The organism is Streptomyces sp. yr375, from assembly GCF_900110755.1.
Taxonomy (GTDB): Bacteria; Actinomycetota; Actinomycetes; order Streptomycetales; family Streptomycetaceae; genus Streptomyces.
On record NZ_FOFF01000023.1, the window covers coordinates 77441 to 92259 of the forward strand.

Genomic DNA, 14819 nt, shown 5'->3' on the forward strand with positions numbered 1-14819 from the left:
CTCCGGGCACTGCTCCTCCTGCTGCGCCTGCTGTTGCTGTTCAGGCTGCTGCTGTTGCTCTTGGTCTTGCTCGTGGTGTTGCTCTTGATTGTGTTGTTGCTGCTGCTGATCCCGGTTGTCCGTGTGGTCCTGGTCAGTGACGGCGGTCACCGGTCACCTCTCCTTCTGCAGTACGGACAGCGCGGCGATGAGTTCGGCCTGGGGTTCGGGGTGGACGTCGAGTCCGTCGAGGGGGGCGAGGCGGCGCTCGCGTTCGGTGCGCATCACGCGGTCGAGGTGCTCGGTGAGCAGCCGTCCGGCCCGGTCGCGCAGGCGCAGCGCGCCGTGGGCGCCGATCCGCTCGGCGAGCCCCTCGCCCGCCGAACGCGCCCTACGGCCGCCCAGCAGCGCGGTGGCGACGAGGGCGGCGACCGTCTCCGGATCGGGCGCGACACCGCGTTCCAGGCCGCGTACCTCGTCCTCTGCGTACTCCTCCAGCTCGCGCCGCCACCGTCGTACGGCCAGGCCGATCCGGTGCTCGGCGTTCTCCGGGGAGGTGTCCGGGCCGGTCAGCTCGGGGGCGCTCGCCGCCGGTTCGCGCCGCCAGGCCTCGTCGACGCGCTCGTCGGCGGCGGTGACGGCGCACAGCAGGAGCGCGCCGAGGCTCTCCACCAGGGCGTCGAGGAGTTCGTCGGCGGCGCAGTCCAGGGGGAAGGCCCGCCAGCGCTTGAGCGCGTCGCCGGCGAGCACGGCCCCGGCCTGCAGACGGCCCCGCACGCGCGCGTACTCGCTGTCGTACGCCCCGTCGACGGCCGAGGTGAGCCGGAGCGCGGCCGCGTACTGCGCGGCGGTGGCGCCGGCCAGTTCGGGCAGCCGGGCCTTGAGGGAGTCGAGGACGCCGTGCGCCGTGCGGGCCAGGGCGTAACGGCGTGAGTTGGAATCCTGGACATGGTGGACGAGCCAGGTCCGCAGCGGTGCCACGGCGGTGGCCGGAAGCAGCCCGCCGCCCCAGGCGGACTCGGGCAGCTCGGGCACCGTGAAACGCGGTACGTCGCCCAGTCCGGCCTTGGTCAGCAGCGCGCCGTACTGCCGGGACACCTCGCCGACGACCTGGTGGGGCACCCGGTCGAGGACGGTCACGAGCATGGCGTCGTACTCCTTGGCGGTACGCAGCAGATGCCAGGGCACGGCGTCGGCGTAACGGGCGGCCGTCGTGACCATCACCCAGATGTCGGCGGCGCAGATCAGTTCGGCGGCCAGGACGCGGTTGTCGGCCACCAGGGAGTCGATGTCGGGCGCGTCGAGGAGGGCGAGGCCTGGTGGAAGGGTGTCGGCGGTCTCGATGCGCAGCACGCGTCCGCCGTGCTCGCCGGGGGGCAACAGGTCGTCCGCCGACTCCTGATGGGGCGCCCACACGCGTGTGAGGCCGGGGAGGACCCGCATGCCGCTGAACCAGTGATGGTCCTCCGGATGGCACACGAGCACCGGCGTCCGTGTCGTCGGGCGCAACACGCCCGCCTCACTGACGCGCTGTCCCACCAGGGAGTTGACGAGGGTCGACTTGCCGGCGCCGGTGGAGCCGCCCACGACGGCCAGCAGCGGCGCCTCGGGCTGCCTGAGCCGGGGCACCAGATAGTCGTCTAGCTGGGCGAGCAGTTCGTCGCGGTTGGCACGCGCGCGTGGAGCACCCGCGAGGGGCAGCGGGAAGCGTGCGGCGGCGACACGGTCGCGAAGTGCGGAGAGTGCGTCGAGCAGCTGAGGCCGTACGTCCAAGGTCACCACATGCGAAGAATGCCCAATTTTAGGGGATTTATGAAGCATATAGGCATGTCTGCGCGCCGATAGGACACAAGGGACGGAAGGTACGACTGGGACAGAGGCACAGCCCAGGCATAACGAGTGCACAACACCCCTAGCCGTGGACGCCAAAAGCGATGCACGATTCGCACCTGCCTGCGATTATCAGGACCGCTTCACCGAACCTCCACATTGAGCCACGGAGGTGAAGCAACCAGGACAAGGAACCGGGAGCCCTATCCTTGTCCCCGGCAACGTCACGGATCAGCCCACACCCGGGCAGCACGTACGCGGCCACCACACCCGGCCCCCGTAGCTCAGTGGATAGAGCAGGCGCCTTCTAAGCGCTTGGCCGCAGGTTCGAGTCCTGCCGGGGGCGCCCACACCCTTTCCCTGCGGAAACGCGCGAGGGGCTTCTTGATGTCCGGATGCACATCACTGTGAGACCAAGCGCCTTGACTGTCCACGATCGGGATACACACCCCGGCATCGGGACCGCAGTTCGAGCTGACAGATGCCTGGCTACCGCTCCTCGTCCAGCACCTGGGCAGCCGCGCGTGGGTCCATGAGGTTGGACCACGCCTGCTCGGCCGGGAGCAGGTCCCGCTCCGGCAGGGCGTACTCCGGATACCAGCCCTCGGCCTCGCAGCCGGGGACGTTGCGCAGGATCAGCACGGTCAGGTTCGGCGGTACGGAGCCGGTGATCCGGACGGCGAGGTAGGTCTCGCGGCCGTCGTCCGCACGCACCTGGAGGCCGAGGGTGAAGGTGTCGAACTCGCGTGTGTGCTCACGGCCGTCGCGCAGCGTGGCGTGCGCCAGGTCCAGCAGAGTCGCCCGTAGACGGCGCACGAAGTGGACACCGGCCTCGGCGCGGTACCGGACGTGGTCCTCGCGTGCGGGCAGGAGGTGAGCGGTGTGTGTCGCGGTCTTCAGCCCGTCGGAATGTTCCGCGTTGTAGCGAGCCCGGACGGCGCGGCCGTCGGCCTCCAGGGCTGCATGGAAATCACCGCCCGAGCCGTCCTCGCGCCGACCCGCCGCGACCAGCCACGGCAGGTCGGCGTCCAGGAATACCGCGCCGCGCCATCGCTGCACCTTGACCTTGAACAGCACCTGGTCGTCAACGGACCGGATGCGTTCGTGCTTGCCGTCCTCGTCCGCGAACTGCTCGGACGCCTTGGCCAGCACCGGGGTGGTCGATCTCGGCCAGCGGCACCGTGACCGGCGGCACAGCGAGGCATAAATCCTCGCGTAAGCAGCGCAGCGTCGGGCGGGCCGGGCGCAGCGGGCCAGGTCCGCTCATTCCTCGATTCCCCCGACCGCGTCGATCTCCTCCGCGGTCAGCCCGGTCAGCAGCATCACATCCGATTTCAGCGAGCCATCCAGCACACTGAGCGCCTCCACCATGCCGGACCGCAGATCCTCACGGCGCTGCTCCAGGTACACCCGGACCGCCTCGGCCACCAGGTCCTTCTTCGTCAGCCCCAGGAAATGAGCGCCCTGGCTGATCAATTTGTCCGTCGCCGGGTCCACCTTCAGCGGGGATTGGCGTACCGACTTTGCCGCCGCCGTCATCGTCAACACCTCCGCTGCCATAGTACCTAAATACCTCATGGTGGAGTTGTTTCCGGCGTCAGCGCTGTCGAACGCCCTGGCTCCGGGCGCTTGGCCGCAGGTTCGAGTCCCGCCAGGGGCGCAAGTCTCCGCCCTCCCTTGGGAGGGGCGGCTGGTGGGCGGAGACTCGCGCCGCTCATGTCTGTCGGCTCAGAGGCTGAGCATCCTCAAGGGGGCGTCTCGGGTTATCTCGGTGATTCTTGCCTCGGGCAGGGCCGCTTCCGTGAACCATGTCTGGCTGCTTGCCACCCAGGAGCCGATGTCCATCTGGGAGGTCTGTCCCAGGTCGGAGCTGTAGACCACGCGGGGAACCCGGGCGAGGACGGCGGAGAAGTCGGCCTCGTCCTGGTAGTCCAGGAGGTAGGTCAGCGCCGTCTGTTCCGTGTAGACCTGTTCCGCTTGCGCGATGTCCAGCAGGTCGGAACAGGTCAGGCCGGTCAGTGGGTTGGCGGGCTGGTTGAGCATCAGGCGCGGTACGTCGAGCCGTACCGCCTCCTCGACCAGCAGGCGGACCTCGCGTCCGTCGGCGTGGCCGGTGGAGATCACGATGGGCAGATCGCGGGCCATGTGCAGCAGTTCGCGCACTTCGGGGCGGAGCGGGCCGCCCTCCTCCGTGACGGTGAGCGGGCGCAGACCGTCCCGGGCCAGCAACGGGTGCGCGGGGGTTCGTGCCAGGCGGCTGGTGTGGGCGCGTCCGGTCACCGTGGGGAGGTGGACGACGAGGCGCAGACCGCTGTCCTCCCCGTGCTGTACGACCGCCTGCCGCACCACCCGCGGGTCCAGACCGCCCGCTATGTCGTTGAGGACGATCGATCCCGAGACCGGCCGGCCCTGCTGCCTGGCCTCCCATGCCTGGGCCGCCGTGGACCCCAGGTGGTTCTTGAGGACCACCCATCCCCCGAGCTGGGCGTACCGCGCGCCGGCCGAGGCCGCGGTGTGCCGGCGTACGTAGGCGTCCGGGCCGACGTGGTAGTGGACGTCGATGAAGCGTGCCTGCCTGGCCGACACGGTTGCAGTTGCAATTGCGGTCGTGGCCGTGGGGCGCGGATCAGCGACCGTCATCGTGGCCCCCGGCCTGTCCGTCTCCGGACTCGTCTGCGTCTTCCCATGGGCGTGCGTAGCCGAAGCGGGTGCGGGCCTCGTCCAGGCGGGTGCCGTTCTGGGCGGCCTGGCGGATGCGGCTTTCGGTGCGTTCGACCGCCTCGGCTCGGCGTACGACCTCCTCGACCAGGTCGGCGGGGATGCGCAGCGCTCCGTTGTCGTCCGCGAAGACGAGGTCGCCCGGGGTGACGACGGTGCCGGCGATGTCCACGGCGACGCCGGTGCGGTCCAGCACCACCCGGTTCTTGCCGCTGACCATGTTGACGGCCGTGCTGAAGAGCGGGTAGCCGAGCTCGCGGCTCTCCCGCACGTCGCGGACGGCACCGTGGACGACGGTCGCGGCGACCTCCCGGCGCAGTGCCACCGACGTGAGCAGGGACCCCCAGTTCGTGCAGGCGCCGGTGCCCGCGTTGTCGACGACCACCACGCAACCGGGCGGCACGTCGTCGATGTAGTTGGCGGCGTTGTGGAACGTGCTGTCGTCCTCGACCGGCCGGTAGCGGACCGTGAACGCCGGGCCGAACGCCGTGGTGCCGGGGGTGCGGGGCCGGATGCCCGGCAGCACGCAGGGCGCCGCGCGCAGGCTGTCCATGGCGTCCGAGAGCGCGGCCGTGTCCAGTCGCGCCAGGCGGACACCCAACTCGCTGTCCAGGGAAGGGTTGGCGGGGGCCGTGGTCATGCGGTCTCCTCCGTGAGTGTGCGGGCGATGGTCCAGGCGGTGAACTGGCTTGCGTAGGCCGCGACTTCGGGGCCCCGGTTGGGGATCGTCAGTTCGCGTGTGTGCTCTCCGGAACCGGCATCGGTCCCGGCACCGGCCCCCGTACGGACCGTGCATCGCAGGCGGACCGTGCCGGTGTAAAGCTCCGGGCCTCCACCGCCGTCCCAGGTCCCCTCGAGGGTGACGGCTAGCCGGGCGCCGGGCGCGGATGCCGTGGCCGCAGTTTCCGATTCGCGGGCTGCGGCCAGGTCGGCCGTGAAGCGGCCGGCGGTGACGGTGTCCTCGACGTCGAGTTCCAGGCCGCGGGCGTCGAGCAGCGCGGCCAGTTCCTGGACGGCGGTCCGGTCCCGGTCGGTGACGACGTACTCGGCGAGGGCGGAGTCCAGCCGTTTCGCCAGTTCCTCGGCGGCGTCGGGCGGGCAGTCGACGCGCACGTCGACGTACGGGTAGTGCCAGCGGTACGCGGGCCTGACCGTGAGTCCCTGTTCCCGGACGAGGGCGTCCACGGCGGCTGCGGCGTCCGCCTCGATGATGCCGAGCGTGCGGCGGAAGACGGTGGTGACGGCGTCCGGCCGGGGCAGGTGTCCGAGGCCGTCGCCCAGCACGGTGTCGAGCATCGGCAGGCACTCGCGCGGCGGCCCGGGGAGCATCACCACGGTGGTGTCCTGGACGTCCAGGCGACAACCCCAGGCGGTGCCGCCCGTGTTGGGCAGCAGGTGCGCGCCCTCCGGGAACAGCGCCTGCCGGCGGTTGTCCTCGTGTACGGCGACACCGAAGCGGGTGAGCCGTTCCACCACGCCCCGCCATGCCTCCTCGCGGTGCTCCAGGGGGCGGCCCAGCGCCCGCGCGACCCCGGCCCGTGTCACGTCGTCCGAGGTGGGGCCCAGGCCGCCGAGGACCACGACGACGTCGTCACGGCCGATGGACGCGCGCACGGCGTCCGCGATGGCCGCCTCGTCGTCCGCGACGGTGTGCCGGATCCGGACCGGCACCCCGCGCGCGGCGAGCCTGCGGGACGCCTCACCGGCGTTGGTGTCGTCCAGGGCGGCCCGCAGCAGTTCGTCCCCGACGGTGACGACGGCGGCGGTGTGGGCCCGCGGCACGGCGCGGCAGGCGTCGAGCACGGCGGCGGCGCACTCCCCCGTGGTCGCCGTACCGCCGAGGTCGTACGTCAACCGGTCGCGGCGGCGGGTGACATGGGCGACCGATGTGCGCAACTCGCCTGCCTCGTCGGCGAATCCGAGGTGTTCCAGCATCAGGGCGATGGTGAGGAACGCGGCGAGCGGGTTGGCCCGGCCGGTGCCGGCGATGGCCGGGGCGCTGCCGTGCACCGGTTCGAAGTAGTTGCCGCCCGCTCCGATGTTGGCGCTGGGCGCGAGGCCCAGGCCGCCCATCACACCGGCCCCGAGGTCGGACAGGATGTCACCGAACATGTTCTCGGCGACGATGACGCCGAAGCGTTCCGGACGCCGGACCATCCACAGGGCGACGGCGTCCACGTTGAGGATCTCGTACTCGATCTCCGGGTATCCGGCGGCGATCTCCTCCAGCCGCTCGCGCGTGTAGGCGCTGCTGCGCCGCAGGACGTTCGGTTTGTCGGCGAGGGTGACGCGGGTGTGCCCGTGGGCGCGGGCGTGGTCGAAGGCGTAGCGCAGGATGCGGTCGAGGCCGTGCGAGGTGAGCATCCGCACGCTCGCGGTGGTGCCGTCGGGGCCGCTGCGGCGGGCGTTGGGGTGGTCGGCGACCAGCGGCCACAGCTCGTCGGGGACGCGGTCCCAGTCGAGGCCGGCGTACAGGCCCTCGGTGTTCTCGCGCACGACGCAGAAGCGGTACGGGGTCCCGCCGAGGTGGTTCTCGACCGGCCGGAGGTTGGCGAACAGGTCGAGACGCTGGCGCAGTTGGATGATGGGCGACACGTACGGCCCGGCGCTCTCGCGCAGACCCGGTTCGAGGCAGGCGAGCGCCTCGCGCCCCGGCATGCTCGTGGTGGCCCCGAGCAGTACGGCGTCGCTGCGGCCGATGAGGTCCCAGGTGCGCTGCGGCACCGGATCGCCCTCGGCGCGCCAGAACTCCCAGCCGATGTCGCCGTGTTCCAGGGTGAGGGGCAGGCCGAGGGCGTCGAGCACCGGGAGGGCCGCGTCGAGCACTTCGGGACCGATGCCATCGCCCGGCAGGACCGCGATGGTCTTACTTGTCATACGCCCTCTTCATATTTGTCTTCGGGTTGGTCGGGGGCCAGGAACGCGGTGATGGCCTGGCGGACGTGGTCCGGCTGGTCGGTGTGCGGCCGCATGCCCGCCCGTGGGACGGCGACGCGGGTGTGCGCGGGTCCCGTGGCCAGGTGATGGCCCTGGACGAGGCGGGATTCGGCGCCGTGGACGTGCAGCAGCCGGCCGGGGAACCGCTCGACGGTGCGGCGGGCGTCGGCGCGCCGCAGCAGTCGCAGGCCGTCGGCGAGCCGCCGTCCGGCCGCCGGGTCGTCGGCGCGGTGCGGGGCGTCGTCGTACGAGGTGACGGGGTCCGCCGGACCGCGTACCACCTCGTGCAGCAGCCGCAGCGCGGTCGCCGTGCCGTGCGCTTCGACGGCTGCGGCGACGCGTTCCAGGGTGGCGTCGAGCGCGTCGTCGGCCACGGTGGGGGCGGAGAGCAGGACGACGTGCGCCCGGTGGGTCCACGGGTGGGCGAGGAGATGCTGGACCACGGCGCCGCCCAGGGCGTTGCCCACGAGCAGGTCGACGGGTGCGGCGGCGAGCACCCCGGCCCAGCGTTCGGCGAGGGCCTGCAGGTCGTCGCCGTCGCGTAACAGGGACAGCGTGTCGTACACGGTCACCCGGTGGCCCGCCGTCAGCGCGGCGGCGACGGGCGCCAGGAAGGCGCCCTCGTCCCAGCGGGCCATGACCGGGGAGAGGACGGCCGCGGTGCCGAGGGCCCGCTCGTCGCCCAGCCGCTCGCCGCCCAGCCGCACGGCGACCGGGGTCGGGGCCGGTGCCGCCACCGGTGCCGGCGCCGTGGCGGGCGTCGGCACCGGTGGCGCGGAAGGCGATGTCACGCCGCGACCGCCACGGAGGTCAGTTCGCGCGCGGCGCTGAAGGCCGCGCCGATGTGGTCGGCGGGCAGCTTGGCGCGCTCCTCGACGGACAGGTCGAAGTGGCCCAGGACCAGATCGGGCAGCGGCAGCGAGGGCCTGGCCTCGGGGATCTCGGACTCCATGCGGTGGGCGAGGGTGAGCACCCTGCCGAGGTCGTACGAGCCGTACGAGCCACCCTGGCCGTGCGGAGCGGTGGTCCGGCCGGTGCGGGCCAGGTAGGCCAGCCACTGTTCGGTGATCAGGTTGCCCGGGCCCTTGCCCATGCCCAGGACCGAGGAGTCGATCCAGGTGGCGCCCGCCTCGACCGCCGCGATGGCGTTGGCCAGGGCCAGGCCCAGGTTGTTGTGGGCGTGCAGGCCGATGGCCGAACCGGTCACCGAGCGCACCAGGGTGACCAGGCGGGAGACCTCGTCCGGCAGCAGGCTGCCGTTGGAGTCCGCCAGGTAGATCACGTCCGCGCCGGCGTCCTCGGACAGCCCGGAGAGCGCGACGAGTCTCTTGCGGTCGAGCTGGCTGACGCGGGTGATGTTGACCGTGGTGGTGAAGCCGATGTCCGCGGCCTTGCGCAGCATGGCGAGCCCGGGTTCCGGCGTGCCCGAGGGCAGGCAGAACCGCACCAGCCGGACGCCGGCCTCGAACATCTGCGTGAGGTCGTCGTCGACGATGTTCTTCGGGTGCAGGATCATGCAGATGCGTTCGGGCGGTACGACCTCGGCCACGGCGCGGATGTAGTCGTCGGCCCCCGTGCCCGTCAGGCCCAGGTCCGGCTTCGGCTGGAAGGAACCCTTGCGGTATCCGATTTCGACCCACTCGACACCGGCCGCGACGCTCTCCCGGGCGTGATGCAGGGCGTATTCGAGGGAGAAGCCGAAGTTGTTCCGGTATCCCCCGTCCCGCAGCGTCACATCGAGATTGGTGACCATGTCTCCTCCGTTGACTGTCCGAGATATCGACTGCAAGGGCAGGGGGTGGTCCATATCCGGACACCGGACATCAGGTGCCTGACGTCACACATCAGGCACCGGACACCGGCACACAGGCGACATCCCCCGCGCCTCATTTGCCAGGTATTACGCTTCGACGGACCCGCGCAGCCCATCGGCAGATTCCAGAATGAATGACCAAAGAATGACTAAGTAATGGCCAAGGAATAACTGCCTGGACGGGTCCGGAGTTTCTGTGGTGCGGTCGTTTCCGAAAGCACGATGAACGTTATCTCGCCGATACCGGCGGAGCAAGCTCGAATTATTTACGGTTGTGTGAACTCGACGGGTGGCCGAACCAGCCCGGAAAGAATGACCGAATTCTCCTCGGCGACCTTACGGCGCACCTCGGAACACGCCTCGGAAAACAGCGAAAATCGCCCCGGGTCGGCATCCTGGCGCAGGGCGAGGGACATTCGGATCGTCATCGGGGAATCAGCCAGCTCTTTGCGTGCGATCCGTCGCGAAGAGACCGCGCCGATCGCCGTCGGGTACACCAGCGTCCAGCCGGCCGAGCCCGACCCGATCTCCGCCAGCGTGTCCTGGAGCCCGGTGAACGGCGGGCCGATCACCGGGTCGAAGCCCGCCTCCCGGCACGCGGACACGACCGTGTCGTACAGCACGGAGTTGTCCCTGCGGTCGGCGATCCGCAGCGGCACCTCGGCGAGATCCCGCAGGTCGAGCACCGGTTTTTCGGCGAGTGGGTGCGCGGCGGGCAGCACCACCACCAGCGGGTCGTACCACAGGGTGAGCAGCGTCAGGCCGGGCGCGCTGTCGACGCCCCGGATGAAGGCGGCGTCCAGCGCGCCGGCCCGCAGCGCCTCCAGGCGCTCCGGTGCGCCGAGTGTCTGGAATTCGAAGCGGGTGTCTGTCCCGTCCCGGGGGAACGCGTCCAGGAAATAGTCGAGGCGCCGCCCGAGAGCCGAGCTGATACCGAGCCGGAAGGTGTCGCTTTCCTGCGCCGACATTCTTCTGGCGAGGCCGGTGAAGACATCGACCGCGCGGAGAATTTCCTGCCCCTCCGCCAGCAGTTCCCGACCGGCCGGAGTGAGTTGTACGGAACGGCGGGAGCGATCGAAGAGAAGTACCTTCAACTCGCGTTCCAGCCGCCGTATCTGCTGGCTCACCGCCGGCTGGCCGATATTCAACCGTTCCGCGGCTCTGCCGAAATGCAGCTCCTCGGCCACGGCAACGAAGTACTGAACCTGACGTAGCTCCACCCGCGCGCACCCCCGTGCTTCCTGTATACGGAAACGATCATCTCACGATCGGGCGGAGCAGCGGGGAAAGCTTACTATTCCTATACGTTACGTTGCGTTGCGCGAGCCGCCTGCCCGGTGTCCCCGTCGCGACGGGCGGCCAGCGTCAGGAAGAGCCGGAAGGCCATGACTCCCAGAAGCGCGGCACCCAGGACGAACCACCCGAGGCTGAACAGGTCGCCCGAGGGAAGCCTGCTGACGCAGAAAATGCCGAGTGACGCACCGAGCAATTGGAGTGCGCCCATCAGTCCGGACGCGGAACCGGCGGTGGACCGGAAGGTGGTCACGCCCGCGCTCATCGACAGCGGCAGCAGGAATCCGTTGCCGAAGGTCATCACCGGCATGAAGGCCAGCACGAGCAGCCCCCAGCGTCCGCCCACATCGCTCAGCCCGAGCCCGAGCATCAGCAGCGCGCCGGTGAAGAAGACGGCGTGCCCCCACCACAGCAGCCGGTTGACCGGATGGTTGCGGACCAGCGACCGCGAGGTCAGATTCCCCGCCACGTAGGCCACCGAGACGGTGATGTAGCAGTAGCTCGTGGTCACCGTGGCCAGCCCCAGCTTCTGGAAGATCAGCGGGGACGCGGCCAGGTAGCCGAAGTAACCGCCGTAGGCCACCACGAGGTTGAGGGTGTAGGCCCAGAAGAGAGGGTGCGCGAGCAGCCGCGGGTAGCCGCGCAGCGTGGCCCCCAGATGCCGGCTGCGGCGCTCGGGCGGCAGGCTCTCCGGCACCCACGCGACCATGGCGATCAGGGTGAGCAGCCCGATCAGCGCGGTCACCACGAACGGCGCCCGCCAACTGACGTACGTGGTCAGATAGCCGCCGACGAGGGGGGCGACGGAGGGTGAGACGCCCACGATCGGCATGACCGTGGCGAACATCCGCGCCGCGTCCTTCTCCTCGTACAGGTCGCTGATGACGGCGCGGCCGATCACCATGCCGGATCCGGCGCCCAGTGCCTGGAGCAGCCGTCCGGCGCCGAAGAACTCGACGGTGGGCGCCACCGCGCACAGCACCGACGCGACGACGAAGACGCCCAGACCGGAGACGATGACCCGCTTGCGGCCGTACGCGTCCGACAGGGGTCCGTACACCGCCTGGGAGATCGCGATGCCGATCATGAACGCGCTGAAGGTCCACTGGACCGACGAGACCGGGACGTCCAGGGCGTGCGCGGTGGACGGCACACCCGGCAGGTTGATGTCGGAGGCGAACAGACCGCCCGCGTTGAGCGAGCACAGTACGGCGAGCAGCAGCGCGTAGGAGGTGCGGGCCGGAGCGGCGGCGTTCGTTGCGGGCGTGGTGGTCGTAGTGGTCGTCATGAACGGACTTCCCTGGGGTCAAGGAGGCAGTGGGGTGCCGTTCCGGGCCGGTACGGGGGTGCCCGACCCGGAACGGCGGTCTACGGCGTTCAACTTCCGTCTACTGCGCGGCAGTTGAAGGAAAGAGGGCGACGCCTCAGCGCTTCGCCGCGCGCTCCGCGAGGGTCTCCCCGGCGATCGACCAACTGTCGGTGGCGATCTCCTGGACGGTCACCCAGACGCTCTCCGGCTTGCTGCCGGTCGCCCGCACATAGGCCTCGGTCAGCTCGCGGACGAGCTCGCTCTTCTGCTCGGTGGTCTTGCCGGGGGTCTGCTGAACCTGGATGAGAGGCATGTACGTCTCCGGATCGGGCCTGAGGGTGGTGAGGGTGATAAGCGTGATGAGGGTGATGAGGGTGGTGAGGGTGGTGAGGGTGGTGAGGAACGGACGGTGGGCCTGCGCGGGTCACCGCGCGGGCGCTCCGTCATGGGTCAAGTCCAGCAGCCGCCCACCAGGCGTCCAAGGCGCAATCCGCTCTCACGCCGATCACGAATCGTGATGAGTCGACGCCCCGCGCGTCACACAGCCCGCTCTCACTCCTGCTCCCGCCCCCGCTGCACCACCCGCGTGATCTCGAACCGGACCCTCGGCTCGCCGTCCGTCAGCAGGACGTGGGCGGTGCCGGTGAGTTGGAGCGTCGTACCGGTGCGTTCGTCGAGGAACAGCGCGCCGGCGCGTGGGTTGAGGACGAGGTTGCCGAGCGTCATGAGCATCGAGTTACCGGGGTATTCCGGCCACATCAGCTCGGTCGGCGACAGCACCTCGACGAAGCCGGGATCGCCGCCCCGGTGACTGGCGTCGGCGGCGCCCGTGTCCGAGGCCGTGGCGATGAAGAACGTGTCCGCCGCCGTGATCCACGCCTGTTGGTCCGGGGTGAGCGACTCGCCGGACGAGGTCGGTCCGCAGGCGAGGGGAGGGCGGGCCGGGCCGGTGCGGCGGCGCAGTCGCCCGGGGCAGTTGGTGAAGACCTGGGTGGTTTCGATCGCAATCCCGCGCGCGGTGGAGCGGGCGATTCCGTTGACCCTGAGCCGTAGCCGCGTACGCCCGTCGGGAAAGAGCAGACCGATCTCGAAAGGGCCGTCCCCGATTCGCAGGGACAGCGGCAGCGGAAGTCGCTCCCGGTCCAGGGCCAAGGAGAGCGAATGCGGGCCGGTTCCCTTTGCGAATCCCGGCGGTCCTGTAACGGCCGAGGCCCAGATCAGACCGGCGGAATCGGCCGACCCGAGCACCGCCAGACTCTGCATTCCGACAAAGGCCGCGAGAACCTCCGTCAGACCGCTCCGGATCACTCTCGAAGATCGGTCCGCCTCGGCCGATCTGCCCAGCGTCTCCTGCATTTCGCGTTCGCCTCGATGGTAATTCACCCTGATGACAACTCCCTTCCGCAGATGACGGAATGCCGCGCTCCGCCTCCGTACCCGATCGAACGGCACCGGCCCGGGCGGGCCGCAGCCATCCGAGACGGTATACAGACTTCGTCCAGAGCGGCCGCCGCAGAATGGCCGAGGCCTGCCGCACGGCCGGGTTCCGTCGACGTGGAGGGGCCGGAAACAAAGGCCGGATCACGTCTTGCGTCGCCGTTCCGTCGGGCAGTCCCCGTATCAGGAACGGCGGGCCGGAGTCACGTTCACGGCACGGGCGACAAACAGGGGGAGGGCGTTCCGGAACGGCCTTACAGAGCTGCCTCGCAGAGCTTGCTTGCGGCGCTCCCTTCCGGGCGACGGCGAATAACTTGAAGCCGAAATTCCATTCGTCCAGTGAATCCAAGAGATCCGATAGACCAGGTAGATCAGATAGATCCGATAGATCAGCTAGACCCAAGTGAATCCATAGGGGGAAAACTCATGCCACAAGTCGGCAGCTCCAAGGGTCGGGCGGCAACCGGCGACCCGTTCCTGGCCACCGTGGACACGATCGGCTCATGGCTCGGTTCCGCGCCCGGGAAGGTCGACTCCGTCCTGTCCGGCGGCGAGCGGGACCGCGTCCTGGGCGAGGTCGGCGACATCAACAGAGCGGCGGCCATGGGCGACACGAGCGCCCTGTACGCGCAGCAGTACCTGCTCGACCGTATCTACCAGCTCTACACGAAGATCCCGCTGGGCGAGACCGCCGAGGGATCCGTCGCCGTGTACGAGATCGGCCGGCTGCTGGAGACCGCCACCGCCGAGGCGCAGGACCGGCTCATCGATCCGGGGCTGCTCGACGAAGCGCCCGCGGAACCGCGCGCGTACCTGACCTGGCTGAAGCAGTTGGCCCGTGGCCACCGGGTGTACAAGCACCCCTACTACCACGAGTTCATCCGCAACACGGCCACCGAGAGCGACCTGCGCAACTACGTGATGCAGGAGTCGGTGGTCGACGGCCGCTTCGACGACCTGCTCGCGCTGATGCAGGTGGGCACCGCCGGCGAGGCCAAGATGGAGATCGCCGCCAACTTCTGGGACGAGATGGGCAACGGCAAGCCCGCCGAGGTCCACACCACCCTCTTCAACAAGATCTTCGAGGTCTTCGAGATCTCGGAGGAGGAGCTGGAGCGCTCGCTCACCGCGACCTCGCTGCTCAACGGGAACCTCGCGGTCATGCTGTGCCGGCACCGCTCGCTGTACCCGGAGGCGGTCGGCTTCCTGGGGATGACCGAGTGGATGGCGCCGGACCGGTTCGTGCAGGTCGTGCACGCCTGGGAGCGCCTCGGGCTGCCGGAGGTGGGGATCACCTACCACCGGCTGCACATCACCATCGACTCCCAGCACGCGCAGGGCTGGTTCCACAACGTGGTGCTGCCCGCCGCCGAGTCGGCGTACATGCGCCGCGCCATCGCGCGCGGCATCCTGTGGCGGCTCAACTCCTCCGCCGCGTACCTGGACGAGCGCATGCCGTCCGCCGCCGTCTGACGCCCCACCACCTCACCACTCCGTCTGGAG

At 69.9% G+C, this 14819-nt stretch carries 13 protein-coding genes and 1 tRNA gene; 2 read left to right on the forward strand and 12 right to left on the reverse strand.

What is annotated here, in order from left to right:
- Positions 1–153 precede the first annotated feature (153 nt).
- Positions 154–1761 carry a dynamin family protein gene (locus BMZ82_RS22700; RefSeq protein ID WP_093778643.1) on the reverse strand — a complete coding sequence of 536 codons (1608 nt, stop codon included), beginning with the start codon at positions 1759–1761 and terminating at the stop codon, positions 154–156.
- A gap of 321 nt (positions 1762–2082) precedes the next feature.
- On the opposite strand from BMZ82_RS22700, the gene BMZ82_RS22705 reads away from it, so the two are divergent.
- Positions 2083–2155, forward strand: a tRNA-Arg gene (locus tag BMZ82_RS22705).
- Positions 2156–2298: 143 nt separating this feature from the next.
- On the opposite strand, the gene BMZ82_RS22710 is transcribed toward BMZ82_RS22705, so the two are convergent.
- The 11 genes from BMZ82_RS22710 to BMZ82_RS22760 form a co-directional block, all read right to left on the reverse strand.
- Positions 2299–2961, reverse strand: a complete 663-nt coding sequence (locus BMZ82_RS22710) for a hypothetical protein (RefSeq protein ID WP_256252053.1) — start codon at positions 2959–2961, stop codon at positions 2299–2301.
- A 111-nt stretch (positions 2962–3072) separates the two neighbouring features.
- Positions 3073–3369, reverse strand: coding sequence for a hypothetical protein (locus tag BMZ82_RS22715; RefSeq protein WP_256252054.1), 297 nt, complete (start codon positions 3367–3369; stop codon positions 3073–3075).
- Between the two features lie 168 nt (positions 3370–3537).
- The gene (locus BMZ82_RS22720) at positions 3538–4395 is read right to left on the reverse strand and encodes a DUF6282 family protein (protein WP_256252055.1); all 858 of its coding nucleotides are present in this window, start codon (positions 4393–4395) and stop codon (positions 3538–3540) included.
- 40 nt (positions 4396–4435) lie between these two features.
- Positions 4436–5167, reverse strand: a complete 732-nt coding sequence (locus BMZ82_RS22725; protein WP_093778647.1) for an RraA family protein — start codon at positions 5165–5167, stop codon at positions 4436–4438.
- Entirely contained in the window at positions 5164–7404 is a 2241-nt protein-coding gene (locus tag BMZ82_RS22730; protein ID WP_093778649.1) for an isocitrate/isopropylmalate family dehydrogenase, read from the reverse strand. The genes BMZ82_RS22725 and BMZ82_RS22730 overlap by 4 nt, the downstream gene beginning before the upstream one ends.
- Positions 7401–8255, reverse strand: a complete 855-nt coding sequence (locus BMZ82_RS22735; protein ID WP_177244609.1) for an alpha/beta fold hydrolase — start codon at positions 8253–8255, stop codon at positions 7401–7403. Before BMZ82_RS22735 ends, BMZ82_RS22730 begins: the two co-directional genes overlap by 4 nt.
- Positions 8252–9217, reverse strand: coding sequence for a beta/alpha barrel domain-containing protein (locus BMZ82_RS22740; protein WP_177244610.1), 966 nt, complete (start codon positions 9215–9217; stop codon positions 8252–8254). The genes BMZ82_RS22735 and BMZ82_RS22740 overlap by 4 nt, the downstream gene beginning before the upstream one ends.
- A gap of 326 nt (positions 9218–9543) precedes the next feature.
- Entirely contained in the window at positions 9544–10497 is a 954-nt protein-coding gene (locus tag BMZ82_RS22745) for a LysR family transcriptional regulator (RefSeq protein WP_093778655.1), read from the reverse strand.
- Between the two features lie 80 nt (positions 10498–10577).
- A complete protein-coding gene (locus BMZ82_RS22750; RefSeq protein WP_093778657.1) occupies positions 10578–11858 on the reverse strand; it encodes a multidrug effflux MFS transporter in 1281 nt (426 codons plus the stop codon).
- 136 nt (positions 11859–11994) lie between these two features.
- Complete coding sequence (locus BMZ82_RS22755) at positions 11995–12192, reverse strand: tautomerase family protein (protein ID WP_093778659.1); 198 nt, start codon at positions 12190–12192, stop codon at positions 11995–11997.
- A gap of 239 nt (positions 12193–12431) precedes the next feature.
- Positions 12432–13031: a pyridoxamine 5'-phosphate oxidase family protein gene (locus BMZ82_RS22760; RefSeq protein WP_177244611.1), complete on the reverse strand. Its 600-nt coding sequence runs from the start codon at positions 13029–13031 to the stop codon at positions 12432–12434.
- Between the two features lie 711 nt (positions 13032–13742).
- On the opposite strand from BMZ82_RS22760, the gene BMZ82_RS22765 reads away from it, so the two are divergent.
- A complete protein-coding gene (locus tag BMZ82_RS22765) occupies positions 13743–14789 on the forward strand; it encodes an iron-containing redox enzyme family protein (protein WP_093778663.1) in 1047 nt (348 codons plus the stop codon).
- The last annotated feature ends 30 nt before the right edge of the window (positions 14790–14819 follow it).

What these genes read in the sequence shown, in the direction of transcription:
- BMZ82_RS22715 (WP_256252054.1), bottom strand. Translation starts at nt 3,369, where the DNA reads ATGGCAGCGGAGGTGTTGACGATGACGGCGGCGGCAAAGTCGGTACGC.
- BMZ82_RS22725 (WP_093778647.1), bottom strand. Translation starts at nt 5,167, where the DNA reads ATGACCACGGCCCCCGCCAACCCTTCCCTGGACAGCGAGTTGGGTGTC.
- BMZ82_RS22730 (WP_093778649.1), bottom strand. Translation starts at nt 7,404, where the DNA reads ATGACAAGTAAGACCATCGCGGTCCTGCCGGGCGATGGCATCGGTCCC.
- BMZ82_RS22740 (WP_177244610.1), bottom strand. Translation starts at nt 9,217, where the DNA reads ATGGTCACCAATCTCGATGTGACGCTGCGGGACGGGGGATACCGGAAC.
- BMZ82_RS22750 (WP_093778657.1), bottom strand. Translation starts at nt 11,858, where the DNA reads ATGACGACCACTACGACCACCACGCCCGCAACGAACGCCGCCGCTCCG.
- BMZ82_RS22755 (WP_093778659.1), bottom strand. Translation starts at nt 12,192, where the DNA reads ATGCCTCTCATCCAGGTTCAGCAGACCCCCGGCAAGACCACCGAGCAG.
- BMZ82_RS22765 (WP_093778663.1), top strand. Translation starts at nt 13,743, where the DNA reads ATGCCACAAGTCGGCAGCTCCAAGGGTCGGGCGGCAACCGGCGACCCG.